Origin of the sequence: Thioalkalivibrio sp. AKL7, assembly GCF_000381705.1 — a bacterium.
GTDB lineage: Bacteria > Pseudomonadota > Gammaproteobacteria > Ectothiorhodospirales > Ectothiorhodospiraceae > Thioalkalivibrio > Thioalkalivibrio versutus.
Map to the genome: position 1 here is coordinate 84,981 of NZ_KB906954.1, position 22,156 is coordinate 107,136.

General features: G+C 66.0%; 22 protein-coding genes. 5 read left to right on the forward strand and 17 right to left on the reverse strand.

Annotated features, from left to right (window positions below):
• Positions 1–75: 75 nt before the first annotated feature.
• Positions 76–1,872, reverse strand: coding sequence for an SLC13 family permease (locus G315_RS0111410; RefSeq protein WP_038034829.1), 1,797 nt, complete (start codon positions 1,870–1,872; stop codon positions 76–78).
• Positions 1,873–1,966: 94 nt separating this feature from the next.
• Here G315_RS0111410 and G315_RS14350 point away from each other — a divergent pair, with 94 nt between their 5' ends.
• On the forward strand, positions 1,967–2,116 hold the full coding sequence (locus G315_RS14350) for an integrase core domain-containing protein (protein WP_081612137.1): 150 nt from the start codon (positions 1,967–1,969) through the stop codon (positions 2,114–2,116).
• 96 nt (positions 2,117–2,212) lie between these two features.
• Positions 2,213–2,947: an NYN domain-containing protein gene (locus tag G315_RS0111415; RefSeq protein WP_018146167.1), complete on the forward strand. Its 735-nt coding sequence runs from the start codon at positions 2,213–2,215 to the stop codon at positions 2,945–2,947.
• 160 nt (positions 2,948–3,107) lie between these two features.
• On the opposite strand, the gene G315_RS14580 is transcribed toward G315_RS0111415, so the two are convergent.
• Positions 3,108–3,482, reverse strand: coding sequence for a hypothetical protein (locus tag G315_RS14580; protein WP_155986096.1), 375 nt, complete (start codon positions 3,480–3,482; stop codon positions 3,108–3,110).
• Between the two features lie 21 nt (positions 3,483–3,503).
• Entirely contained in the window at positions 3,504–4,067 is a 564-nt protein-coding gene (locus G315_RS0111420) for a GNAT family N-acetyltransferase (protein ID WP_019612542.1), read from the reverse strand.
• A 608-nt stretch (positions 4,068–4,675) separates the two neighbouring features.
• Between G315_RS0111420 and G315_RS0111425 the strand changes: the two genes are divergently transcribed.
• Positions 4,676–5,665: an IS481 family transposase gene (locus tag G315_RS0111425; protein WP_019612543.1), complete on the forward strand. Its 990-nt coding sequence runs from the start codon at positions 4,676–4,678 to the stop codon at positions 5,663–5,665.
• Between the two features lie 81 nt (positions 5,666–5,746).
• Here G315_RS0111425 and G315_RS0111430 read toward each other — a convergent pair whose 3' ends face one another.
• From G315_RS0111430 to G315_RS14355, 13 genes are all read right to left on the reverse strand, one after another.
• On the reverse strand, positions 5,747–6,064 hold the full coding sequence (locus G315_RS0111430) for a HigA family addiction module antitoxin (protein ID WP_018146164.1): 318 nt from the start codon (positions 6,062–6,064) through the stop codon (positions 5,747–5,749).
• Complete coding sequence (locus tag G315_RS0111435) at positions 6,064–6,342, reverse strand: type II toxin-antitoxin system RelE/ParE family toxin (protein WP_026182149.1); 279 nt, start codon at positions 6,340–6,342, stop codon at positions 6,064–6,066. The genes G315_RS0111430 and G315_RS0111435 overlap by 1 nt, the downstream gene beginning before the upstream one ends.
• 83 nt (positions 6,343–6,425) lie before the next feature.
• Positions 6,426–7,532 (reverse strand): molybdenum ABC transporter ATP-binding protein, encoded by a 1,107-nt coding sequence (gene modC, locus G315_RS0111440; RefSeq protein WP_019612544.1) that lies wholly within the window; start codon positions 7,530–7,532, stop codon positions 6,426–6,428.
• A complete protein-coding gene (modB, locus tag G315_RS0111445) occupies positions 7,529–8,221 on the reverse strand; it encodes a molybdate ABC transporter permease subunit (protein WP_019612545.1) in 693 nt (230 codons plus the stop codon). Before modB ends, modC begins: the two co-directional genes overlap by 4 nt.
• 6 nt (positions 8,222–8,227) lie before the next feature.
• On the reverse strand, positions 8,228–9,007 hold the full coding sequence (modA, locus tag G315_RS0111450; RefSeq protein ID WP_019612546.1) for a molybdate ABC transporter substrate-binding protein: 780 nt from the start codon (positions 9,005–9,007) through the stop codon (positions 8,228–8,230).
• A 192-nt stretch (positions 9,008–9,199) separates the two neighbouring features.
• Positions 9,200–9,586, reverse strand: coding sequence for a winged helix-turn-helix domain-containing protein (locus G315_RS0111455; RefSeq protein ID WP_019612547.1), 387 nt, complete (start codon positions 9,584–9,586; stop codon positions 9,200–9,202).
• A 317-nt stretch (positions 9,587–9,903) separates the two neighbouring features.
• Positions 9,904–11,862: an acetate--CoA ligase gene (gene acs / locus G315_RS0111460; RefSeq protein ID WP_019612548.1), complete on the reverse strand. Its 1,959-nt coding sequence runs from the start codon at positions 11,860–11,862 to the stop codon at positions 9,904–9,906.
• 102 nt (positions 11,863–11,964) lie between these two features.
• On the reverse strand, positions 11,965–12,576 hold the full coding sequence (locus G315_RS0111465) for a 3'-5' exonuclease (RefSeq protein ID WP_018146157.1): 612 nt from the start codon (positions 12,574–12,576) through the stop codon (positions 11,965–11,967).
• 125 nt (positions 12,577–12,701) lie between these two features.
• The gene (locus tag G315_RS0111470; protein ID WP_018146156.1) at positions 12,702–14,528 is read right to left on the reverse strand and encodes a putative nucleotidyltransferase substrate binding domain-containing protein; all 1,827 of its coding nucleotides are present in this window, start codon (positions 14,526–14,528) and stop codon (positions 12,702–12,704) included.
• A gap of 195 nt (positions 14,529–14,723) precedes the next feature.
• The gene (locus G315_RS0111475; RefSeq protein ID WP_018146155.1) at positions 14,724–16,493 is read right to left on the reverse strand and encodes a sodium:solute symporter family protein; all 1,770 of its coding nucleotides are present in this window, start codon (positions 16,491–16,493) and stop codon (positions 14,724–14,726) included.
• Positions 16,494–16,500: 7 nt separating this feature from the next.
• Positions 16,501–16,764 (reverse strand): DUF4212 domain-containing protein, encoded by a 264-nt coding sequence (locus G315_RS0111480; RefSeq protein ID WP_018146154.1) that lies wholly within the window; start codon positions 16,762–16,764, stop codon positions 16,501–16,503.
• 56 nt (positions 16,765–16,820) lie between these two features.
• Positions 16,821–18,695: a DUF294 nucleotidyltransferase-like domain-containing protein gene (locus G315_RS0111485; protein ID WP_019612549.1), complete on the reverse strand. Its 1,875-nt coding sequence runs from the start codon at positions 18,693–18,695 to the stop codon at positions 16,821–16,823.
• 231 nt (positions 18,696–18,926) lie between these two features.
• Positions 18,927–19,091 (reverse strand): DUF1328 domain-containing protein, encoded by a 165-nt coding sequence (locus G315_RS14355; RefSeq protein ID WP_018146152.1) that lies wholly within the window; start codon positions 19,089–19,091, stop codon positions 18,927–18,929.
• Between the two features lie 341 nt (positions 19,092–19,432).
• Between G315_RS14355 and G315_RS0111495 the strand changes: the two genes are divergently transcribed.
• Positions 19,433–19,726 carry a hypothetical protein gene (locus G315_RS0111495; RefSeq protein WP_019612550.1) on the forward strand — a complete coding sequence of 98 codons (294 nt, stop codon included), beginning with the start codon at positions 19,433–19,435 and terminating at the stop codon, positions 19,724–19,726.
• 311 nt (positions 19,727–20,037) lie between these two features.
• Positions 20,038–20,646 (forward strand): porin family protein, encoded by a 609-nt coding sequence (locus G315_RS0111500; protein WP_019612551.1) that lies wholly within the window; start codon positions 20,038–20,040, stop codon positions 20,644–20,646.
• 96 nt (positions 20,647–20,742) lie between these two features.
• Here the strand turns inward: G315_RS0111500 and gorA are convergent, their stop codons facing one another.
• Positions 20,743–22,137, reverse strand: a complete 1,395-nt coding sequence (gene gorA / locus G315_RS0111505; RefSeq protein WP_019612552.1) for a glutathione-disulfide reductase — start codon at positions 22,135–22,137, stop codon at positions 20,743–20,745.
• Positions 22,138–22,156: the final 19 nt, after the last annotated feature.

The window sequence follows — 22,156 nt, forward strand, 5'->3', positions numbered from 1 at the left end:
TGAAGAGCGGAGTGGTCCGCAGCGTTGGTCTGCGATGGGGCGCTTCCCCTTGGGGTCGGGCTGGTGCGAGCGATCCTATGGCGGCCAGATCCACAGGATCAGCGGCACCGCGGTCACGATGACCAGCAGCGACAGCGGCAGCCCCATGCGCCAGTAGTCGCGGAACTCGTAGCCGCCCGGTGCCATGACCAGCGTGTTCGACTGGTGCCCGATGGGCGTCAGGAACGCGCAGGAGGCCCCGATGGCCACCGCCATCAGGTACGGATCCGGCGCCGCCTCCAACGACCGGGCCAGCGCGATCCCCACCGGCGCGGCCAGCACCGCCGCGGCGGCGTTGTTGATCACGTTCGACAGCAGCATCACCACGGCCATTAGCAACGCCAGCATCACGGCGGGAGAGGCGGCCTCGCCCAGCGCGAACAGGCCATCGGCGATCAGCTGCGAGCCGCCGGTCGTCTCCAGCGCCTGACCCACCGGCAGCAGCGCCGCCAGCAGCACGATCACCGGCCACTCGATCCCGCGATACACCTCGCTCGGCCCGATCAGCCCGACCAGCACCATCGCCAGCGCGGCCCCGACCAGCGCGGGCGCCGCCGGTACCCAGCCCAGCGCCACCGCGCCCAGCGCCAGCGCAAACAGGCTGCTGGCGAGGATCACCTTGCGCGGCCGGGTGATGCGCAGCCCGCGCGAGGCCAGCGGCAGGCCGCCGAGCTCGCTCAGCGCGGCGGGCAGTTCCTCCTCGCCGCCCTGCACCAGCAGGATGTCCCCGGCGCGGAACCGCACCTTGTCCAGGCGCTCGCTCAAGCGTACGCCCTGGCGCGCAACGGCCAGCACATTCACCGCGTAGCGCTGGCGCAGTTCCAGGGCGCTGGCCGTGGTCCCGACCAGGCGCGAGCCGGGTGTGACGATCGCCTCCTCCAGTGCCAGTTCGCCCAGCGCGTTCTCGCGCTTTTCACCGTTGCCTTCCTGCTCGGCCTGCTCTTCCGCCTCCTCGACCCGCGCCTCCAGCTCCATCTCGGTCACGTCCAGCAGCGTCTTCAGGCTGTCGGAGTCCGCCTCGACCAGCAGGATGTCGTCCGCGCGCAGCACCTCGTAGATGGCGGGCATCGGCTCGCGGCGTTCCCCGCGCACCAGCCCGACCACGACCACCTCGGCCTCGCCGCGCAGCTCGCGCATCAGCTCGTAGACAGTGTGGCCGACATAGCGGTTGCCCTCCGGCACCCGCACCTCGGTCAGGTAGGCGCTGATCTCGAACAGCTCGCCGCTGGCGGCCGGGCGCTCCCGCTGCGGCGTCAGCCGCCAGCCGATCAGTGCGATGAAGATCACGCCGACCACCGCGATCCCAAACCCCACCGGGAGGAAGTCGAACATCGCAAACGCGGTGCCCGTCGCCTCCGCGCGGTACTCGGCGATGATGATATTCGGCGGCGTGCCGATCATGGTCAGCATCCCGCCCAGCAGCGAGCCGAACGCCAGCGGCATCAGCAGGAACGCGGGCGAACGCCCGCTCTGGCGTGCCATCCAGATGGCCACGGGCATCAGCAGGGCCAGCGCGCCCACGTTGTTCATGAACCCCGAGGCCAGTGCCACGACCCCCGTGAGGGCCGCCACCTGCACCCAGGGCTGGTCACCCACACGGGTGAGCTGGCGCGCCACCGTGTCCACGACCCCGGCGTTCAACAAGCCCCGGCTCAGCACCAGCACTGCAGCGACCGTGATCACCGCCGGGTGGCCGAAGCCGGAGAACATCTCGCGAAACGGGACCAGCCCGAGAAAGGCCGCTGCCAGCAGCGCCCCGATCGCCACGATGTCGTAGCGCCAGCGGTTCCAGACGAACAACGCCAGGGTCACGGCTAGCAACCCGAAGATCATCCACTGCTCGGCCGTCACTCACCGCTCCCTCAGGTGTCCCTTTCACCCAATGTAGGGCCTTCGCGGCTCACGTGCACCGTTTTCGGCGGCAAGCGTGCGGTGCATCAGAAACGGCCAATGGCACACCGAGCAGTGGCTGCAGGACTACAACGAAACCATCCCCCACGATTCGCTGGGGGACCTGACGCCGGTCGAATACCGGCAGCTACACCACCCGGAAACCTCTGGTTATGCGTGGACCTAATCCGGGGAAGTGGACAGTGGGGCGGTTGGTAGGCGTTGCCGCATGTACACTTCTAAGACCAAGACCGGATTGTTGCGGCAGTAGGAGAGCTGGGCGATGAGTAAGGACAGCAACCTCGCGGTGTTGATCGACGCGGACAATGTGCAGCCGGCCATTGTGGATGGGCTTCTCGCAGAGATTGCCAAGTACGGTACGGCAAGCGTCAAGCGGATTTATGGTGACTGGACAGGGCCTGCACTCAAAGGCTGGAAGGAGGCGCTTTTGCAGCATTCCATCCAGCCGGTGCAGCAGTTCGGTTATACCCGCGGCAAAAATGCGACCGACAGTGCACTGATCATCGACGCGATGGATCTGTTGTACACCGGCAATTTTGGCGGATTTTGCCTGGTTTCCAGCGATAGTGACTTCACGCGGCTTGCCTCGAGGATTCGCGAGTCCGGGCTGACTGTGTATGGCTTTGGCGAGCGGAAGACCCCTGCACCCCTCGTTGTAGCCTGCGACAAGTTTATCTACACCGAGGTCCTCACCGAGGGCAATGAAGAAGAGCAGCAATCACGGAAGCGCTCCGCCAAAGAACTCAAATCCGATACCCGACTGGTGAATGCGTTGCGCAATGCAGTCGAGGGCTCGTCGGACGAGGACGGCTGGGCACAACTGGGGCCGGTCGGTAGCAATATCGCGAAGCAGAGCCCGGAGTTCGATGCGCGCAACTTTGGTTACCGCAAGCTGCGCGATCTGGTCGAGGCGACCGGGTTGTTCGAGGTTCAGGAACGCTCCGCAGCCGATGGTGCATCCAAGGTCATCTACGTACGGGACAAGCGCAGGCCGTAGGTCGCGCCCTGGGCCGGGTATCTCCGAAGCCTCTGTTGGCAGGCTCTGAAGTCCTTGGCAGCCCATTTCTAGGCCGAAAATTGGCTGTTTAAGGCCGTATGAGGCGCTTGGTCTGTCTCTTTCCGCACTATGTTCAGTGTCTTACCGAGGTCCGACCCCATCAGGATTTCCTCGCGCCACACGGAGCCGCCGGTAATTCGCCTTCCAGAGTTCGCTGCCATGCCGTGGCAACTTCCTGAGAACTGAATATCCCATGTAAGTTTCCATTAGGAATTGGCGTCCATATGGTCGCCCTCGAAAACTGGCGACCAATGACAACGATGCGGGTCATTTTACCGATGTTTGCTTCCGTGAACGTCTCAAAGCTGGTGGCACCTAGTTCTGTCAACTTGACGTAAACCGGCCAGCCCATATCTGTCCTTTCCCCTGCCATTGATTTCTGCACATAGGGCGAGCACAGATGAAACTCCAGCTCAGTGTCTGCTACCACAATGGCAGGAGTAACCAGCAACAGAACAGCGATCCATTTCAGCATGACGATTGCCTAAGGCCAAGCTCAGCCGGGGAAGGCCGCATCGGGGCCTGATGTCGGCTGGAGCCGCGTGTTAGAGCACTTTCGTAGCACGGTAAGGTCAAGTGCGGCGTGAAGCGGGTCCCCAACACCGGCGTCTACGGGGTACGGAAGCCGGTTGCCGGCCTCGGCATATCCCCTTCGGAGGTAATACTGGACAAGTTCCCGACGCGCGGACACGACTACCAACACGAACACCTCCACCCCCGGCACGGTGCTCGCCCATGCCTCCGCGCGCACGAGAAGCGAGTTACCTATCCCCTTAGCCTGCATTCCTGGCGCGACCGCAAGCATGCCGATATGCGCCTCCCTTCCTTTAACGTCAACCTGAACGCAGCCGACAATTCGCCCATCATCCAACGCGAGAATAATCCTCGCCAGCCCCATTGCCGCCCCGATCTGCATCGGATTGGTTCTCTGGCCTCCAAGCAAAAGCGATTCGTGAGTCCAGCCCTCGTCTCCAGTGCTGGGCCGATATGCGGAATTCACAAGCCGAGCGATGTCCTCCACATCGCCTGGTGTCGCCGTCCGATACACCAAATCGACCATTACCTTCTCCGCGGCTCTAACAGTGATTAGGTAGCGTGCACGGATATTGGTTGAACGTGCGCGCTATATCTTGAACGAGCGGAGGGAAGCACTGCATTGCCGATTTCCTGCGCGCTGGTCGGCCATTTTCACGCCTGAAATTGGCCGTTTAAGGCCTTCTCTGGGCCTGCAGTAGCTTACCGAGGTCCGGCCCCATAACGCTCCAACGCTGCCGAGAAAAGTCGGTTTCCTGTCCTCATGTCCTCAGGCCGCGTCGATAACGCTTGCAACTCCCGATAAGGAGATACCAACCAAAAGAAGGGTTAGCCCAATCTGTGCAGCCCGTAGCCAGCCGCCAACGATCGTCACGTGTGTAACTGGCTTCCCGTTTGCATACGTATCTCGGCTTGGGGAGATCTTTATTCCTCGGAATGAGAAGAGAGCCAAAACCAATGTCCCTATGATTTGCAGAATGGCGGAAAGGCCGACGAGGTACACCATATGCTCTTTCACGAAGATAGCTAGATGTTGGGTAACGGATGATTCTATACCGCACGAGAAGGCACCCCTGTTTCGTGGCCGGGAGTGGCTGAGTATCGTGTGCGACGGCCCCACGCAGGACGGATAGCATGGCGAGTACGATCCATTCGAACGCGCGCACCACCCCTCAGATCCGGCGAGAGCTGCAGGAGGCACCGCCCGGCGTGAGCGACCCCGAGCTTGCTCGGCGCTACGGCATTACCCGCATGACCGTGCGCAAGTGGCGCTACCGCCGGGAGGTGGAAGATCGGTCTCATTGCCCCAAGCGGCTGCACACGACCCTGACCCCGGAGCAGGAGTCGATTGTGGTCCAGGTGCGCGAGGTCGCACTCCTGTCGCTGGATGACCTGCTGATCGTGGCGCGCGAGTTCCTGAACCCGGATCTCAGCCGGGCGGCGCTGGCGCGCTGCCTGCGCCGGCACGGCGTGGGCGACCTGCGGGCCCTGCAGCGGGAACGCGACGGGGAACCCGAGGAACCGGCGTACAAGCCGTTCAAGGACTACGTGCCGGGCTTTGTGCATGTGGACGTGAAGTACCTGCCGCAGATGGCGGACCAGGCCTCGCGGGGCTATCTGTTCGTCGCCATCGACCGGGCCAGCCGCTGGGTGTACCTGGAGGTGCGGCGCACCAAGAGCGCCGAAGCCGCGCGCGGCTTTCTGAAGAAGCTGCTCGAGAAAGCCCCGTTCCATATCACCCATCTCGTCACCGACAACGGCAAGGAGTTCACCGACCGCTTTGCCGCGACCGGGGAGCGCGAGCCGACGGGGTATCACCCCTTCGACCGGCTGTGTGCCGAGCACAGGATCGAGCATCGCCTGATCCGGCCCAAGCGGCCCCAGACCAACGGCATGGTCGAACGCTTCAACGGGCGCATCGCCGACCTGCTGCGGACGCGGCACTTCAACTCTGGCCTGCACCTGGACGAGGCGCTGCGGCACTACCAGCGGCTGTACAACCATCACATCGGCCAGAAGGCGCTGGGGCATCGAACGCCGGTGGAAACCCTCAAGGCCTGGCAGCATGAACGCCCCGAGTTGTTTCGAAAACGTGTATATGACCAGCCGAGACCTGACAGCTAGATCGAACATGTTAAAAGGCCTTTCGAATCCTTGTCCTATCGAGGTCTGACCCGGTGATGCCCACCGACTGTGTAATGTGACTTACGCCGTTGGTTGTCCCTTGCCGGCGTGTTCGTCGAAGCGAATCTGCTGGACGGCATCCAGCTTCACGTGCCTGCGCGCACACCAGAGGTCGTGCTGGTCCTGCATGGCTAGCCAGCTTTCGGGTGAGCGGCCGAGCGTCTTCGATAGGCGCAGTGCCATCTCGGGGCTAACGCCGCTTCGGCCCTGAAGGACACGACCGAGTGTGGAGGGCGAGACATCAAGCTTGTCTGCCAACTGACGCGCGCTCAGGTCGTACGGTTGCAGATAGACCTCGCGAATGAACTCACCCGGGTGCGGGGGGTTGTGCATGGTCATCAGTGATAATCCTCATAGTCCAGGATGTGGACATTGCCGTCACGGAACTCGAAGGTCAGGCGCCAGTTGCCGCTGACCCGGATGGTCCAGCGTCCTTGCGCCGAGCCCTTGAGTGGGTGCAAGTGGAAGCCGGGGATATCCACGTCCTCGATTGAGGAAGCGGTATCCAGGGCCGCCAACTGCATCCTCAGCCGCTTCGCGTGCCGAGGCTGTATCCCGGTGACGCTTCCCGACTCGTAGAAACGGCGCAGTCCCTTGTGCCGAAACGACTTGATCATTTCTCAAGTGTAGCGCATTGCGCGACGCTCGACATGCTGGTTGCCGATATCGGATGGCCCGGCACGCAGGGCACTAGCTGTGATCAGTCGAGGAAGGCGACGGATTTGACGAGGGCGTGGGCGCGGGTGCCGGGCTGGAGGGCGAGGCGTTCGGTGGAGAGGCGGGTGAGTTCGGCCATCAGGGTCTGGCCGTCGTCCTGGCGGCAGGTGGCGAGGATGCGGGCGGGGCCGTGGTGGCCGGGGGCTTCGTCCAGGGACTCGATGGTGATGGGGATGATGTTGAGGATGGAGACGTCCTGGGGTGGAGTCAGGGCGATGGAGACGTCGCGGGCGTCGATGCGCAGGCGGGCCTGGCTTCCGGCGCCGTTGGTAGAGCCGGGGGTGGCGGGGACGCGATAGCGGGCGTCCGGGGGGCCGAAGGGGTGCAGGCCGTGTGCGTTGGGCGGGCCGAGTTCGCCCTGGAGGACGGAGACGGCGCCTTCGTCGCGGAACAGGGGGGAGTCGGCGCGGGCGAGGGCTTTGCGCAGGGGCTCCAGGCGTTCGAGCTGGCCGTCGTGCATGAAGGCGACGCGGTGGGCGAGGCGTTCGACTTCTTCCGGGGCGTGGGTGACCAGCAGTGTGGGGATGCCGGTGCTGTCCGACAGGCGGGCGAGGAAGGGCATGATCTCGCGCTTGGTCTGGGTGTCCAGGGCGTTCAGCGGCTCGTCGAGCAGCAGCAGGTCCGGGCTGATCAGCAGGGCGCGGCCCAGGGCCACGCGTTGGCGCTGGCCGCCGGAGAGCTGGTCGGCGCGGCGCTCCAGTAGCTCGGTGATGCCGAGCAGGTCGGCGACCTCTTTCAGGTGCAGGCGGCGCAGGGGCTCCGGGGTGCGCTTGTAGCCGTAGAGCAGGTTGCCGCGCACGGACAGGTGCGGGAGCAGGGTGGACTCCTGGAACACGAGGCCGACGCGGCGGCGGTGCAGCGGGACGAAGGCCTTTCTGGACTGCCAGACGGTGTTACCGAAGTGCACCTCGGCGCCGGGCGGATGTTCCAGCCCGGCGATGATGCGCAGAAGCGTGGTCTTGCCGCAGCCGGAGCGGCCGAACAGGGCGGTGACGCCCTCCAGCGGGAAGGCCGTGTCCACGTCCAGTGTGAAGCCGGAGCGCTCCAGGCGCGCCTTGATATGCAGCCCATTGCGGACGGGCTGGCTCACGGGCGCACCGTGTCGAAGCGGCGGTTGAACGCGTAGACGACGAACAGGACGACGAAGGCGAACACCAGCAGCCCGAGGGACAGGCGGTGGGCGGAGGCGAAGTCCATCGCCTCGGCGTGGTCGTAGATCAGGATGGACAGCACCTGGGTCTCTCCAGGGATCGCGCCGCCGAGCATCAGGATCACGCCGAACTCGCCGAGGGTGTGGGCGAAGGCAAGCGTGGCGGCGACGATGAAGCCGCCGCGCGACATCGGCAGGATCACGGTGAAGAAGCGGTCCATGCGCCCGGCGCCCAGCGAGCCGGCGATCTCGGTGGGCCGGCGGCCGAGGTTGGCGAAGGCCTGCTGCAGGGGCTGCACGGCGAATGGCAGGGAGTAGATCACTGAGGCGATCAGGATGCCCTGGAAGGTGAACGCCAGGTGGTTCAGGCCCAGGTTCTCCAGCGTGCTGCCGACCGGGCCGGCCGGGCCCAGCAGGACCAATAGATAGAAGCCGAGCACGGTGGGGGGCAGCACCAGCGGCAGGGCGACCAGTGCCTGGACCGTCGTGCGCAGGCCGCCGGGGGCGCGGCCATTGGCCAGCCACCAGGCGATGGGCGTGGCGATCACCAGCAGGATTAGCGTGGTGTACAGCGCGAGCTTGAGGGTGACCTCGATCGCCATCCAGTCCGTGGGGCTCAGCTCGAACATGTCGGTTTACGGGGTAGCGTCGTCGGGCAGCTCTTCGCCGGGCATCACGAAGCCGTAGCGGCGCATGATGTCACGGGCCGTGTCGCCGTTCATGTAGTCGGCGAAGCGGTGTGCGGTCTCGTTGTGTTCACCGCGCCGGGTGATGATGAAGCCCTGGGTGAGGGGTTCGTGCAGGGCGTCGTCGATCAGGTGGTAGTTGTGCTCGGCGAGGTCCGGGAACTCGGCCAGCGACAGGGCGATGATGCCGATCTCGGCACCGCCGGCCTGGATCATGCGTGCGGTCTGGGCGATGTTGTCGCCGTTGACGATCTTGGACTGCAGGTCGTCCCAGACGCCCACGGACTGGAGCGCCTCCATCGCGCGCACGCCGTAGGGGGCGTGGTTGGGGGAGGCGATGGCGACGCGGCGGATGTCGTCGCGTAGCAGGTCTTCCAATGTCATTTCCGAGGCATCCATGCGGTTGCTCCACAGCACGATGCGGCCGATGGCGTAGACCTCCGGCTCGGTCACCGCGTGGCCCTCGGCGCGCAGCTTCTGTGGGTAGGCGATATCGGCGGAGAAGAAGACGTCGTAGGGGGCGCCGTTCATGATCTGCGTGGTCATGCGGCCGGAGGAGCCGTAGGTCACGCGTACGGCATCGTCCGGGTGCGCCTCGCGGTAGGCGTCCAGGATCTCGTCCAGGGCGAAGCGCAGGTCGGAGGCGGCCGCGATGGTCAGCGGGCCGTTGGCGGTGGTCAGGCCGGGTAGCAGGAGCAGCAGGGTCAGGAGGAGGGCGCGCAGGTGCATGGTGTGGGTCTTCCCTGTGGCTGGGTCTTGTTGGGCTCGGGTGGTTCCGTTGGGAGACTGCTTCGTCGCGCTGCTCCTCGCAGTGACGCGGCGCTTGTCTGGGTGGATATGCGTTTCGTTATATTTCATTTTGCATATCGGTAGGCGCAATGATGCGTGGGCCAGGGAGACCCGTCAAGGCTGGGGGCGGCGTTACGGCTTGGGGTCGTCGGCGAGGAAGCCGGCGAAGGCGTGCAGCTCGTCGCGCAGGGCCTCGCAGGCCTGGCGTTCCATGTCGCGGTAGCGCGCCAGTACGGTCTCGCCGAAGGCGGTGACCTGGGCGCCGCCGCCGCCGGAGCCGCCCTTGGCGGTGGCCACCATGGGCTCGCGGAAGCTCTGGTTCATGGTCTCGACGAGGTCCCAGGCGCGGCGGTACGACATGCCGACGCTGCGCGCGGCGGCGGAGATCGAGCCCTTGTCGCGGATGGCCTCCAGCAGCATGGCCTTGCCCGGGCCCATGGCCGTGACCTCGCCCAGCAGCACGCGCAGGCGCGGGGCCTGGGGGTGGTCCTTTGGAGTGCCGGAGTGGTGGGTGCTCATGCGTTGTGGGGCCTGGGGTTTACCGGTGATGGTGCCGGGGAGGGGTTGTGAGTGCGAATGATAACCCCCGCCCCCGTCATTGCGAGGAGTCAACGACGAAGCACAAAAGCAGCGAAGCTGCGTTGAACGGCCAAAGGCCGGCCCGAAGGGCGAGCGCAGCGAGTAATCTTCTGATGCTGGCACTGCGCGAGTGGTCAGATTCCGGTGGTTACGGACGGAGATTGCCGCGTCGCCTTCGGCTCCTCGCAATGACGGGGGGAGGAAGGGGGCCCGGGAAAGCCGGGAAGAGGCCGGGGCGCGGGGCCCCGGCCCGGGGCTCAGGCCTTGCCCTGGAGCTGCGGGATGACGGCCTCGTTTTCCAGTGTGGAGGTGTCGGAGGTGATCTCCTCGCCCTTGGCGATGGAGCGCAGCAGGCGGCGCATGATCTTGCCGGAGCGGGTCTTGGGCAGGCCGTCGGCAAAGCGGATGTCGTCCGGCTTGGCGATCGGGCCGATCTGGTCGGCGACCCAGTTGCGCAGTTCCTTGACCATCTCCTCGGCCTCGTCGCCGGTCAGGCGATCGCCCTGCAGGATCACGAAGGCGACGATGGCCTCGCCCTTCACGTCATGCGGGCGGCCGACCACGGCGGCCTCGGCGACCGCCTTGTGCGCGACCAGGGCGGATTCGACCTCCATGGTGCCCATGCGGTGGCCGGAGACGTTCAGCACGTCGTCGATGCGGCCCATGATCCAGAAGTTGCCCTCGGCGTCGCGGCGCGCGGAGTCGCCGGCCAGGTAGTACTTGCCGCCGAACTTGGGCCAGTAGGTGTCCTTGTAGCGCTGGTCGTCACCCCAGACGGTGCGCAGCATATGCGGCCAGGGCTTCTTGATGACCAGGTAGCCGCCCTCGTCGGCGCCCAGGCTCTTGCCGTCCTCGTCCACCACGTCGGCGGCAATGCCGGGCAGGGCCTGGGTGCAGGAGCCGGGGACCAGCGTGGTCGCGCCCGGGATCGGGGCGATCATGTTGGCGCCGGTCTCGGTCTGCCACCAGGTATCGACGATCGGGCAGCGCTCTTCGCCGACGGTGATGTAGTACCACATCCAGGCCTCGGGGTTGATCGGCTCGCCGACCGTGCCCAGCAGGCGCAGCTTGGACAGGTCGTACTGCTTGGGCAGGTCCGGGCCGGCCTTCATCAGCGCGCGGATGGCGGTGGGGGCGGTGTAGAACACGGTCACGCCGTGGTCCTGGCACATCTTCCACCAGCGCCCGGCGTCGGGCACGGTCGGGGTGCCCTCGTAGACCACCTGGGAGGTGCCCACGGCCAGCGGGCCATAGGCCACATAGGTGTGGCCGGTGATCCAGCCGACATCCGCGGTGCACCAGTAGACGTCGTCGCCCTGCAGGTCGAACACCCACTCGTTGGTGACGATCGCGCCCAGCAGGTAGCCGGCACTGGAGTGCTGGATGCCCTTGGGCTTGCCGGTGGAGCCGGAGGTGTAGAGCAGAAACAGCGGGTGCTCGGCCTCCACCCATTCCGGTTCGCAGTCGACGGATTCGCCGTCCACGGCGTCTTCCCACCAGACGTCGCGGTCGGCGTGCATGGTCACGTCGTTGCCGGCCCGCTTGCAGACGACCACCTTCTCGACGTCGCCCGGGTTGGAGTCCAGCGCCTTGTCGACGTTGGCCTTGAGCCCCACGACCTTGCCGCCGCGCTCGCCGCCGTCGGCGGTGATCACGACCTTGGAGCCGGAGTCCACCACGCGGTCCCGCAGGGCGTCCGCGGAGAAGCCACCGAACACCACCGAGTGGATCGCGCCGATGCGGGCACAGGCCTGCATGGCGATCACGGCCTCGGCGTTCATCGGCATGTAGATGATGACGCGGTCGCCCTTCACCACGCCCATGCCCTTGAGGGCGTTGGCGAGCTTGCCGACCTCGTTGTAGAGGTCACGGTAGGTGAGGTGGCGGGTGTCGCCGTTCTCCGCCTCGAAGACGATCGCGGTCTTGTTGCCGCGGACTTCGAGGTGGCGGTCGATGCAGTTGTAGGAGACGTTCATGCGCCCGTCGGCGAACCACTGGTAATGCGGCGCCTTGGACTCGTCGAGGCCCTGGGTGAACTCGGTCTGCCAGTCGATCTTCTCGCGCGCGAGATCGCACCAGAAGCCCTCGTAGTCGGCCTCGGCCTTCTGGTGCAGGGCCTCGAGATCGGCCGGCTTCAGGCGGGCGTTTTCGGTGAACTCCGCGGGCGGCGCAAAGTGGCGCGTCTCGGTGAGGGTGGACTCGATGTTGTCACTCATCAGGGCCTCCAGATCGGTTTTTGGTATGGGGTATGGGAGTGGCCAACCGCCAGCCCCTTTGGTGGGTGCGAGGATAGCATGCGAACCGGGCGCTGGCCGCGCTTACCAGAGCCACGCGGGGCGGAACAGCACGCGCCCCAGTGGCAGTTTTCCATCCGGCGATTGCCGGCTCAGCAGTGCGGCGAACAGCTCGCCCGCGGCGATGGCGTCGAACAACGCGTCGTGCGCGCGGTAGGCCGGCAGGTTGTAGCGCGCGCGCAGGGTATGCAGCCGCAGCCCGTGGGCGGGGATCGGCTGGCCGGCGCGGCGCAGGGCCGTCTCCGCCAGGCGCAATGTGTCCACGATGGCCAGCGGGGCGCGCACGCCGTACAGGCGCTGGCAGGCCTGCTCGAGGAAGCCGATCTCCAGGGCCGCGTGGTGCGCCACCATGACGCGCCCGGCGAGCGCATGGAACAGGGCGTTCAGGGCCTCGTCCAGCGGTACCCCGCGGGCGGCGCGCCGATCGGTGATGCGGTGGATGACGGCGCTGGCCTCCGGCACGGGCCCTTCGGCGCGCACCAGGCGTTGGTCCGCGGTGGCGAGGTCGATGCGCGGGCCTTCCATCGCCACCCAGCCCATGCTCAGGATGCGGTCGTGTTCCGGGTCCAGGCCGGTGGTTTCCAGATCCACTGCGAGAAAGCGGCTGGCGGCCACCGGCTGGCCGGCGGGCGGCATGGGGGCCTCGAGGAGCTCGCGCAGCGGGCCTGGCGGGGCGCGGCGCGCAGCCCGACGCCGGGCGCGGCAGAAGCGCCAGTGGCCAGGCGGGCGGAGCCATGTGGCAGCGTGCAGAGGGCAGACCATCAGAGGGCCGTCTTGCGGGCGTCGTTCACCAGGCGGAAGGCGGTCTTCAGGTGACTGCGCTCCAGGGTGGACAGTCCGGCCGGGTCCAGCGCGTTGTCCGGGGGCTGGCCGTTGCGGATCTGGCGAGCCTGATGGCGGGCGCGCAGGTTCGCGATGTACAGCCAGGCATCGGCCAGGTTGTCGGCCGTGCTCTCGTGGATAACCCCTGCCCGGGCCGCGGCGCTCAGGCGTTCCACCGTGCTGCGTGCCGCGCTGCCGGCGCGCAGGGCAAAGACCCGTGCCATGGCGACGATCGGCAGCAGCCCACGCATCTTCAGGTCGAGGGTGTCGGCGTGTGCGCCGCTGTCCTCCAGCACGAACTGGCGGAAGAAGCCGAGCGGCGGGGGCAGGTTGCGCGCCTGGTCGGCCAGGGTGCTCAGCAGGGCCTCGTGGCGCGCACCTACCTCCAATGCCTGTTGGCGCAATGGTTCGAACAGTTCGGCCGCACCGTGGATCACGCGCATGTCGAGGTAGTGGGTGGCCAGCATCGCATCGCGTGGGGCCGGGTGGTGCAGCACGCGTTCCATCTCGCGCGCCCAGTCGGCCGCGGGTCGGCGCCAGTCGGGATGGGTGGGATCGACATCGCCGGGGCAGGCGCGGATGCCGCAGGCGTCGAGGCCGGCGGTTACCCCGCGGGCAAGCTCCGCGAACCAGACGTCGACGTCCGGCGAGGCGTCATCGGCAATGATGAGAGCGGTGTCCTGGTCAGTGAACACGGTCTGCTCGTGGCGGCCCTGGCTGCCGCTCGCAAGCCAGGCAAAGGCGCAGGGTGCCGGGCCGCGGTCGCGTTCGTCCAGCTCGATCAGGCGCTGGGTGAGTGTGTCGATCACCGTGGTAACCGTCTGGGTGAGTTGGGCGGCGTCGGCGCCGGCCTCCACCAGTTGCACCTGCAACTGGGGCAGGGCCTGCATTACACCCTGCAGGCCGGCAAGGTCGTCGGCCCGGCGCAGGTCGCGCACCAGGTAGATGGCGCTGGTCCCCTGGTGGCGGATCAGGTCGGTGCTGGAGAGGATGCCGGCGAGGGTCCCGTCGGCCTCGTGGACGACCGGGAGGTGGTGGATGTCGTGGCGCGCCATGCGCAGCAGGGCCTCGAAGGCGGGGGTGCCGCGCGCAACCGTGGTCAGCGGGCTGGCCATGGATTCGGCAACGGGCTGGCCAGGGTCCACGCCGTTGGCGACCGCACGGCGCAGGTCGGTGTCGGTGAGGATGCCGCAGGGTTCGCCCGGGCGCTCGGGCGTGTGCAGCAGCAGTGCGGAAATGTCGCCCCGGTCCATCAGGCGCGCGGCCTCGCGCAGGCTGAGCGTGCTGACGGCCAGTATCGGGTCGCAGGTCATCAGGGCGCGCACTGGCGTCGTTAGCAGGCTGCGGTCGCCGTGCCCGCCCTGTGCTGTGCGGTCAGCGGCCAGTGGGCGCGGGGCGTCGGCGTCGAGGAACTGGGCGATGGCGTCGTCGCGCGCGGCCAGCTCAAGGGCGCGATCCAGCGGCAGGTGGTAGACCAGGGCGTCCTCGGTGACCGGGCCGAGCGGGCGCGCCGGGGTATTGGGGATGTGCACCAGATCGCCCTCGCCCAGGCGGTCGTGCAGAGTGTCCTGCGCGTCGCGGATCTCCAGCGTGCCGGTGCGCACGATCCACAGGCCGGGTTCGGCGTCCGGGGGAAAGCTGGTGCCCTCGCGCAGGTAGCGCAGAGTGAGCTGGCGCAGAAAGGCATCCCGGCTGGCCTTTGGCAGGGGGGCCAGATCGGGGCAGTGGTCGAGAAACTCGCGGATCTCTTCGAGTTCGCCGTTCATGCGTGGGTCCGTGTGGGGTGGGGCAACCGGCAATCGACCGGGGTGGGGTCGATTGCCGCTTGGCCCGCAGACACTGTGCCAGATAAAAGGGGCCGACCCGGTGTACCCGAGCCGACCCCGTCTTTTCTCCTGTCGAATGACCATCCAGTCATGGTGGCAGGGGTCCCGCCATGTCGGTCATGGCGGGACCGTCCATCAGCCTTCGGTACGCGGTACGCGCACGCTTTCCACCAGATCCTGGATGTCCTTCGGCGGCTCCTTGGTCAGCTTCATCACGATGTAGGCGGTGACGAAGTTGAAGACCGCGCCGATGGCGCCGAAGCCGGTCGGGTTCACGCCCAGCAGCCAGCCGTCCGGGTTGTCCGGGAGCATGGCGGTGCCGGAGAAGAAGAACCAGCCCTTGTACGTGAAGATGTACAGAAGGGTGGTCAGCAGACCCACCAGCATGCCGGCGATCGCGCCTTCCTTGTTCATCTTCTTCATGAAGATGCCCATCATCAGGGTTGGGAACAGCGAGGCCGCGGCGAGACCGAAGGCCAGTGCCACCACCTCGGCCGCGAAGCCGGGTGGATTCAGCCCCAGATAACCGGCGAACAGGATGGCGACACCCATGGCGATACGTCCGGCCATGAGCTCCCGTTTCTCGCTGATCCTTGGCATGAACACGCCCTTCAGCAAGTCATGCGAGATGGCCGATGCAATGGCCAGCAGCAGTCCCGCTGCGGTCGACAGTGCGGCGGCGATACCGCCCGCTGCGACCAGTGCGATGACCCAGCCCGGAAGCCCGGCGATCTCGGGGTTGGCCAGCACCATGATGTCGCGGTCGAGGGTGACGATCTCGGAACCTTCCCAGCCGTATTCCTCTTCGGCGAAAGCCGCGAACTCTTCGTTGCCGTCGTTGTAGTACTGGATCACGCCGTCGTCGTTCTTGTCCTCAAAGGCAAGCAGGCCGGTCTGTTCCCAGCGCTCCATCCACGCCGGCCGGTCCGCATGGGCCAGGTGCCCCTCTTCGGTGCCGATCTCGCCCGGGTGGACGGTGTTGACCAGGTTCCAGATGGCCATCGCGCCGACTGCCGGGGCAGTGGTGTAGAGGATGCCGATGAACACCAGCGCCCAGCCGGCGGACTTGCGGGCATCACGCACGCGCGGAACGGTGAAGAAGCGGATGATCACGTGCGGCAGGCCCGCGGTACCGATCATCAGCGCCAGCGTCAGCAGGAACATGTTGAGCATGCTCATGCCGCCCACTTCGGTATAGGCGTGGAAGCCCAGATCGATCATGGTCTGGTCCAGCGCCTCCAGCAGGTAGGTATCCGTCCCCTGCAGGGTGGAGCCCAGTCCCAGCTGCGGTACCGGATTGCCGGTCAGGGTGATGGCAATGAAGATCGCCGGCACCGTGTAGGCAAAGATCATGATCACGTACTGCGCGATCTGGGTGTAGGTGATGCCTTTCATCCCGCCGAGCACGGCGTAGATGAACACCACGGTCATGCCGGCGATCAGGCCGGTGGCCAGTGGCACTTCCAGGATGTTGGAGAAGGCGATCCCGACCCCGCGCATCTGCCCGATCACGTAGGTCACGGACATCACGATCAGGGAGATCACCGCGATAATGCGCGCGGTCTTCGAGTAGAAGCGGTCACCGATGAATTCCGGCACCGTGAACTTCCCGAACTTGCGCAGGTACGGGGCCAGCAGCAGCGCCATCAGCACGTAGCCGCCGGTCCAGCCCATCAGGTAGGCACCCCCGGTGAAGCCGAGGAACGCGATCAGGCCGGCCATGGAGATGAACGACGCGGCGGACATCCAGTCCGCGGCCGTGGCCATGCCGTTGGCGATCGGGTTAATGCCGCGCCCGGCGACGTAGAACTCGCTGGTCGAACCGGCGCGCGCCCAGATGGCGATGCCGATGTACAGGGCGAACGTCGCCCCGACCACGAGCAGGCTTAGAGTCTGTTGATCCATGACAGGCTTACTCCTCGTGGACGTTGAACTTGCGATCCAGGACGTTCATGCGCCAGGCATAAACGAAGATCAGGATGATGAAGGTGTAGATCGAGCCCTGTTGCGCGAACCAGAAGCCCAGCGGATAGCCCCCCAGCTGGAACGCGTTCAGCGGCTGGGAGACCAGAATGCCCAGCACGAACGACACCAGGAACCAGATGGCCAGGCAGATGCCCAGCAGACGCAGATGCGCCCGCCAGTAGGCCTGCCGGCTCAGGTCTTCTTGTGACATGACGATGCTCCTCTCGTAAGGTTTTGTTGTTTGCCGTGACTCGTCTATGCGATTCGTCACAGCTGGTACTGCACCTCAAGCTGTCCCTGCAGCTTGCGGGCCTGCCGGAAACTCTCCTTGAGCACCCGTCCCTCCAGGGCACCCAGCTCTTCCGGCCGGATTCGGTTGTCGTCGTCGCGTCCCTCGCGCAGCGCCTTTTGCTGGGCGCGCAGGCGCAGCATCTGCAGGTAGCGCAGGGCGGCGTGGTAGTCACGGGCGTCGCTTTCGCGCATCACATCCGCCGCAACGGCCTGGTCCAGGCGCTCGTGAGTGCGCGTGGCCGGTAGCTCGGCGGCCAGCGCGATGACCCGTGCGCCGTCGACGAAGGGCGTGAGGCCCTGCTTCTTGATGTCGATGCCGTTGGCCCCGCTCTTGATCTCGCCAAACAGACCCAGCGGTGGACGGAACATCTGCTGGTTGGCGGCCATCTGGCGGCGGAAGCGGCTGTTGAAGGCGGTCTTCTGTAGCAGGCGGGTGCGCAGCGCCTCGACGGGTCCGGCATCGCCGTCCACGGCGCGCAGATCGAAGAAGATGCTGCTCTTGAGCAGGTGCTCCGGCGTGCCTTGCTCGATCCAGCGGGTGAAACGCTGATCCCACTCCGGGCCGCTCAGGCAGCACTCCGGGTTGCCGGCCATGATGTTGCCGGGGCACAGCATGAACCCGCACTCGGCCAGCGCCAGGTTCACGTCCTTCGCGTACGGCAGCAGGCGCTCGCGGATCGCGTCCGCGTCGCTGACCGCGGCGTCGAACAGGATGCCGTTGTCCTGGTCCGTGACCAGGGCCTGCTCCTCGCGCGCCTGGGAGCCGAACGCCAGCCAAGTGAAGTCGATGCCCTCGATCGCCTCGTGCTGCGGCCGCAACAGGGTCAGCACCCGGCGGGTGGCGTGTTCGTTGAGACGCGTGATCAGGCGCAGGACCTGATCGGCCTCCGCGCCCTGGCCGACCACCGCCTCGATCAGGCGGGGCACCTGGTGCAGGCGCTCGGCGACGACGGCGACGGAGTCGGCGCGGCGGATCGCGCGCACCAGACCGTCCAGGGTCAGCGGCTGACTGGTCAGCAGGTCGCGCTCGCCCAGCACGCCGACCAGGCGGCCGTCGCGCACCACACACAGATGGGTCATCCCGTGCTCGGTCATCGCCTCGATACCCTCGAAGCCCGGGGTGCTCTCCTCCAGCGCCACCGGGTCGGGGGTCATCACGGCCGCGACCGGGGTGTCGAGGTCGACATCCGCAAGCGCCACGCGCGCGAGCAGGTCATGCAGGGTGAAGATGCCCACCGGCCGCTGGTTGTCGTCGACCGCGACGATGGAGCCGACACGTTCGTCGCGCATGGTGGCCAGGACCTCGCGCAGCCGGGTGTCCGGGCGGCAGGTCACCGGGCTGCGCGCCAGGCGCAGGACCAGCGGCGTATTGAGTTGTCCGGCGCCACCGTCGCGGGCGGACAGGGTGTCCAGGCCCTGCTGCAGGCGGTCCAGCAGGTTGGCCAGGCGGCGCGTGCAAAAGTCGTTAAAGACCCGCGAACGGGCGCGCAGGCGATCGAAGTCCTCCAGGCTCAGTTCCAGGCAGACGGTGTCCTCCGCTGCGCGATGCACGGTATGTACCGCGCGGCGGCCGAGCAGGGCGCCGATCGGGAAGCATTCGCCGGGGATCAGCTCCCAGGCCTTGCCGGAGAGCTGTTCGTCCTCGCTGGGGGTCTCGCCGCGGATGCGGCCCTGGCGGATGATGTGGAAACGCTGGGCCGGACCGGCCTCGGGGTCGGTGATGCGCGCGCCACGCGCGTAGAAGCGGCTCTCCAGGCGGGGCAGCAGGAACTCCAGCGCATCCGTCTCGAGCTGGTCGAACGGGGCGTGGGCGCCGAGGAACTCCCGGGTGCTGTCGAGCGCGTCGGACATGGCGGTAGCGGCATCCCCAAAGTGATGGTGTTCACGTCTCGGGGGTCTACTGCAAGTTGCACGCCAATTCTTTGGCCCGCGCGAATCAGCAGGTTGTGGTCAAGCGGTCTGTTCCGTGCGTTACGTTGCGTAACGTGCGTGTTTCTTCTCGTTACACCGGCCCGCGGCATAACGGAGGCAAATGCGAATGCCGACCTATTCGCATTCGCCTCGGTCGTCAGTAAGCCTTCGTTACACCGGGGGGCGCCTGCCGGTGACGAAGAAGACCACCGCCAGGATCAGGCCCACGACAAACAGGATCCAGGCGATTTGCGTGGCGGCCCCGGCAATCCCGCTCAGCCCCAGCGCGCCCGCGACGATCGCAACGATCAGGAAAAGTAGCGCCCATCCCAGCATTGGTTCTCTCCTTTCGATTCGTTTGAATTCTTAGTGTAGGCCAGAATTCGCTGCCTCATGACTTCTTGTATTCGGCTTGGCGTACCAGTTCTCAGTTCCGGATTCCCATGGGCGACCTGGCGTATCCACCAAGGACACACTGGGGGCAGGTGAGTGATGCTCGCTATGGGTTTTCAATCGGATGAACGTGTGTCCGGTCGGGAAATGTGAACCTGTTCAGGACGGCTTCGGTGTATGCCGAGATAGAGGTCGCCGGCGTCGGTACAAAAATGTTGCTTGTCGATGGGTTGGGAAGCATTGATCGGCGCGCCCTGGAAAAGAATTCCTGGAGGGAAAATGCAATGAGCAGCGTTATCCGAAAATCATGCAAGGATGCGGACGGTCCGTCCCGATTCCTGTCGCTGCCGGTATATGGGGTAGCCCTGGTGCTTGGCGGCATGCTGGCGGGCTGTTCCGATCCGGGCCCGGCGCAGGAGGCCGGCGAGGCAGTGGACGAGACGGTCGAGGATGTGGACGAGGACCTGCGTGGCTGGATCGAGGATCTGCGCGAGGATGAAGTGCAAGAGGACGAATCCGGCCGCGGGGGGCATGACGACGCGTTCTCCGAGGAGGATCCGGCGCACGATATGGACTGATCAGTGGTCGCCGTGCCGTGGGGCCGGGTCGGGAAGGGATTCGGTCAAACGGATGCAGCAACCAGGAAACAAAAGGCTGGTGGGTGGGTCGCCATGAGCGGATGGCGGTTCGCTCATCAGCCTTTTTGGGGTTCTGTGCGTGTGCGCGGTATCACGAGTCGGGTCTCGGGGTGGTCCTGTTTTGCACGTGTTTGAAAATGAGTCACGCATTTCTGCTTTCCGGACCTGGGGTGTTTCGGGAAAATCGCCGGCGTCTTTATGGCAGTCAAGAAATTTTACATTTCGAGCACGATCAGGAAGGAGACGCGAAGATGAAAAAGATCTTGTTGAACACGGTTGTGGTGGCCGCTGCAGGGATCCTGGCGCCCCAGGTGGTGATGGCAGATGAGTCCGATCGGAGCGAGGGCCTGTACATGGGGCTCGGTACCGGTTTCAGCGCTCTGAAGAACGACCGCGACGAGGTCGCCGATTTCATCGGTTCCGGGGCCTCGGACTACCGCCTGGACGACGACGACAACGTCTGGCGCGGGTTTGTCGGGTACAACTTCAACCCGTATGTAGGGGTCGAGGGGTTCTACTCGGATCTCGGAAAGGTGAAGCTGCGCGGTGACGAGTCCGGTGCGCATACCGACATCAAGTCCCGAGCCTATGGCGCGAGCGTCCTCGGCAAACTGCCGATCGGGCAGCATTTCGAGTTCTTTGCGAAGGCGGGCCTCGCCAAGTGGGATGCCGACGTCCGGGGCAACCTGGGGGATGAGAGCATCACCCTGCGCGATAACGATGGCGTGGATCCGGTCTACGGACTCGGTGCGCAGGTGAATCTGGACAGCTTCCTGATTCGCGCCGAGTACGAACGCTATGACTTCGACAGCGACTACAAGGTCGACGCGTTCACTGCCTCGGTTGGCTGGCGATTCTAGAAAATGCGGGCACAGACGGCCCACGAGATAACGTCTTGACGCCGCCCCGGATGGTTGCCGGGGCGGCGTTTTACGTGGGGGAGGACGGCGTGGCCCTCAGGCGGCCTTGGCGATGCCTTCCTGGCGGCCCGGGCGGCCTTCCTTCAGGGTGACCAGTTCCTCGGCGCTGGTCGGGTGCAGCGGGATGGTCAGGTCCAGGTCGCGCTTGGTCGCGCCCATGCGCACGGCCACCGCGAAACCCTGCAGCATCTCGTCCACGTTCGCGCCGATCATGTGGATGCCGACGACCTTTTCGTCGTCCCCGGCGCAGACCAGCTTCATCGCCACCGGCGGCACCTCGCCCTCGGCGAATGCACGGTTCAGGCCGCCGAACTGCGTCTCGTAGATGCGTACCGTGTCGCCGTGCTTCTCCACCGCCTGTGGCTCGGTCAGGCCGACCATGCCCGCGGTCGGGTGGGTAAAGGTGACTGTGGGGATCTGGTCGTAGTCCACCGGCACGGGATTCGTCTCCGGGGCATACCAGTGCGCGGCCAGGCGGCGACCGGCGGCGATGGCCACGGGGGTCAGCGGGCCCTTGCCGATGATATCGCCCAGGGCGTAGATGCCCTCGACATTGGTTGCCTGCCATTCGTCGACCGGGATCGTGCCGTCACGGGCGATCTCGACGCCGATCTCTTCCAGGCCCATGTCGCTGGTGGCCGGCTTGCGGCCGACGGCCCATAGCACCTTCTCGTACGGGCCCAGTTCCTTGCCGCCTTCCAGTTTGACGGTGACCGCGCCGGGCTTGCCGCCCAGACCCGCGGCCTTCATGCCCAGGTGGCGTTCGATGCCCTGGTGCTCCATGTGCTGGTCCAGCGTCTGCGAGATCATCGGGTCGGCAATCTCCAGCACGCGGTCCTCCATGGCGACCACGTCGGTCTTCACACCCATGGAGCGCAGCATGCCGGCCATTTCCAGTCCGATGTAGCCTCCGCCGATTACGGCGATGGATTCCGGCAGCTCGGTCCACTCGAAGAAGTCGTCGGAGGTGGCACCCAGCTCGGCGCCCTCGAGCGGCGGTACCAGCGGGGCGCCGCCCATGGCCAACACGATGCGCTCGGCGGTGTACTCGGTGCCGCTCTCGCTGACCACCTTGTTCGTGTCGGCCAGGCGGGCCCGTTCCGGGATGTGGGTCACGCCCAGCTTCTCCAGGTGCCCGGACCAGAAGTTGTTCAGGTCCTTCAGCATTGCCTGGCGTTTGTTCGCCAGGTCGGCATAGCGGATGCCCTTGATCTCGACGTCCACACCGAACTCGCCGGCCTCGCGGGCGTGCGACAGGTGCTCCGCGGCGTACCAGGTGAGCTTTTTCGGGACGCAGCCCTCGTTCACGCAGGTGCCGCCCAGGGGCTTGGGATCGAACACGGCGACGCGGGCGCCGTGCGGGGCGGCACGTTCCGCAACGGCCAGGCCGCCGCTGCCGCCGCCGATCACGATGATGTCGTAGTGTTCCATGTCGGTTCCTCGAAGGAGT

What these genes read in the sequence shown, in the direction of transcription:
- G315_RS0111475 (WP_018146155.1), bottom strand. Translation starts at nt 16,493, where the DNA reads ATGGATCAACAGACTCTAAGCCTGCTCGTGGTCGGGGCGACGTTCGCC.
- G315_RS0111485 (WP_019612549.1), bottom strand. Translation starts at nt 18,695, where the DNA reads ATGTCCGACGCGCTCGACAGCACCCGGGAGTTCCTCGGCGCCCACGCC.
- G315_RS0111430 (WP_018146164.1), bottom strand. Translation starts at nt 6,064, where the DNA reads ATGACCATGCACAACCCCCCGCACCCGGGTGAGTTCATTCGCGAGGTC.
- G315_RS0111455 (WP_019612547.1), bottom strand. Translation starts at nt 9,586, where the DNA reads ATGAGCACCCACCACTCCGGCACTCCAAAGGACCACCCCCAGGCCCCG.
- modB (WP_019612545.1), bottom strand. Translation starts at nt 8,221, where the DNA reads ATGTTCGAGCTGAGCCCCACGGACTGGATGGCGATCGAGGTCACCCTC.
- G315_RS0111410 (WP_038034829.1), bottom strand. Translation starts at nt 1,872, where the DNA reads ATGATCTTCGGGTTGCTAGCCGTGACCCTGGCGTTGTTCGTCTGGAAC.
- G315_RS0111470 (WP_018146156.1), bottom strand. Translation starts at nt 14,528, where the DNA reads ATGAACGGCGAACTCGAAGAGATCCGCGAGTTTCTCGACCACTGCCCC.
- G315_RS0111415 (WP_018146167.1), top strand. Translation starts at nt 2,213, where the DNA reads ATGAGTAAGGACAGCAACCTCGCGGTGTTGATCGACGCGGACAATGTG.
- gorA (WP_019612552.1), bottom strand. Translation starts at nt 22,137, where the DNA reads ATGGAACACTACGACATCATCGTGATCGGCGGCGGCAGCGGCGGCCTG.
- acs (WP_019612548.1), bottom strand. Translation starts at nt 11,862, where the DNA reads ATGAGTGACAACATCGAGTCCACCCTCACCGAGACGCGCCACTTTGCG.
- G315_RS0111495 (WP_019612550.1), top strand. Translation starts at nt 19,433, where the DNA reads ATGAGCAGCGTTATCCGAAAATCATGCAAGGATGCGGACGGTCCGTCC.
- G315_RS14580 (WP_155986096.1), bottom strand. Translation starts at nt 3,482, where the DNA reads ATGCTGAAATGGATCGCTGTTCTGTTGCTGGTTACTCCTGCCATTGTG.
- G315_RS0111465 (WP_018146157.1), bottom strand. Translation starts at nt 12,576, where the DNA reads ATGCCGCCCGCCGGCCAGCCGGTGGCCGCCAGCCGCTTTCTCGCAGTG.
- G315_RS0111425 (WP_019612543.1), top strand. Translation starts at nt 4,676, where the DNA reads ATGGCGAGTACGATCCATTCGAACGCGCGCACCACCCCTCAGATCCGG.
- G315_RS0111480 (WP_018146154.1), bottom strand. Translation starts at nt 16,764, where the DNA reads ATGTCACAAGAAGACCTGAGCCGGCAGGCCTACTGGCGGGCGCATCTG.
- G315_RS0111500 (WP_019612551.1), top strand. Translation starts at nt 20,038, where the DNA reads ATGAAAAAGATCTTGTTGAACACGGTTGTGGTGGCCGCTGCAGGGATC.
- G315_RS14355 (WP_018146152.1), bottom strand. Translation starts at nt 19,091, where the DNA reads ATGCTGGGATGGGCGCTACTTTTCCTGATCGTTGCGATCGTCGCGGGC.
- G315_RS0111435 (WP_026182149.1), bottom strand. Translation starts at nt 6,342, where the DNA reads ATGATCAAGTCGTTTCGGCACAAGGGACTGCGCCGTTTCTACGAGTCG.
- modA (WP_019612546.1), bottom strand. Translation starts at nt 9,007, where the DNA reads ATGCACCTGCGCGCCCTCCTCCTGACCCTGCTGCTCCTGCTACCCGGC.
- G315_RS0111420 (WP_019612542.1), bottom strand. Translation starts at nt 4,067, where the DNA reads ATGGTCGATTTGGTGTATCGGACGGCGACACCAGGCGATGTGGAGGAC.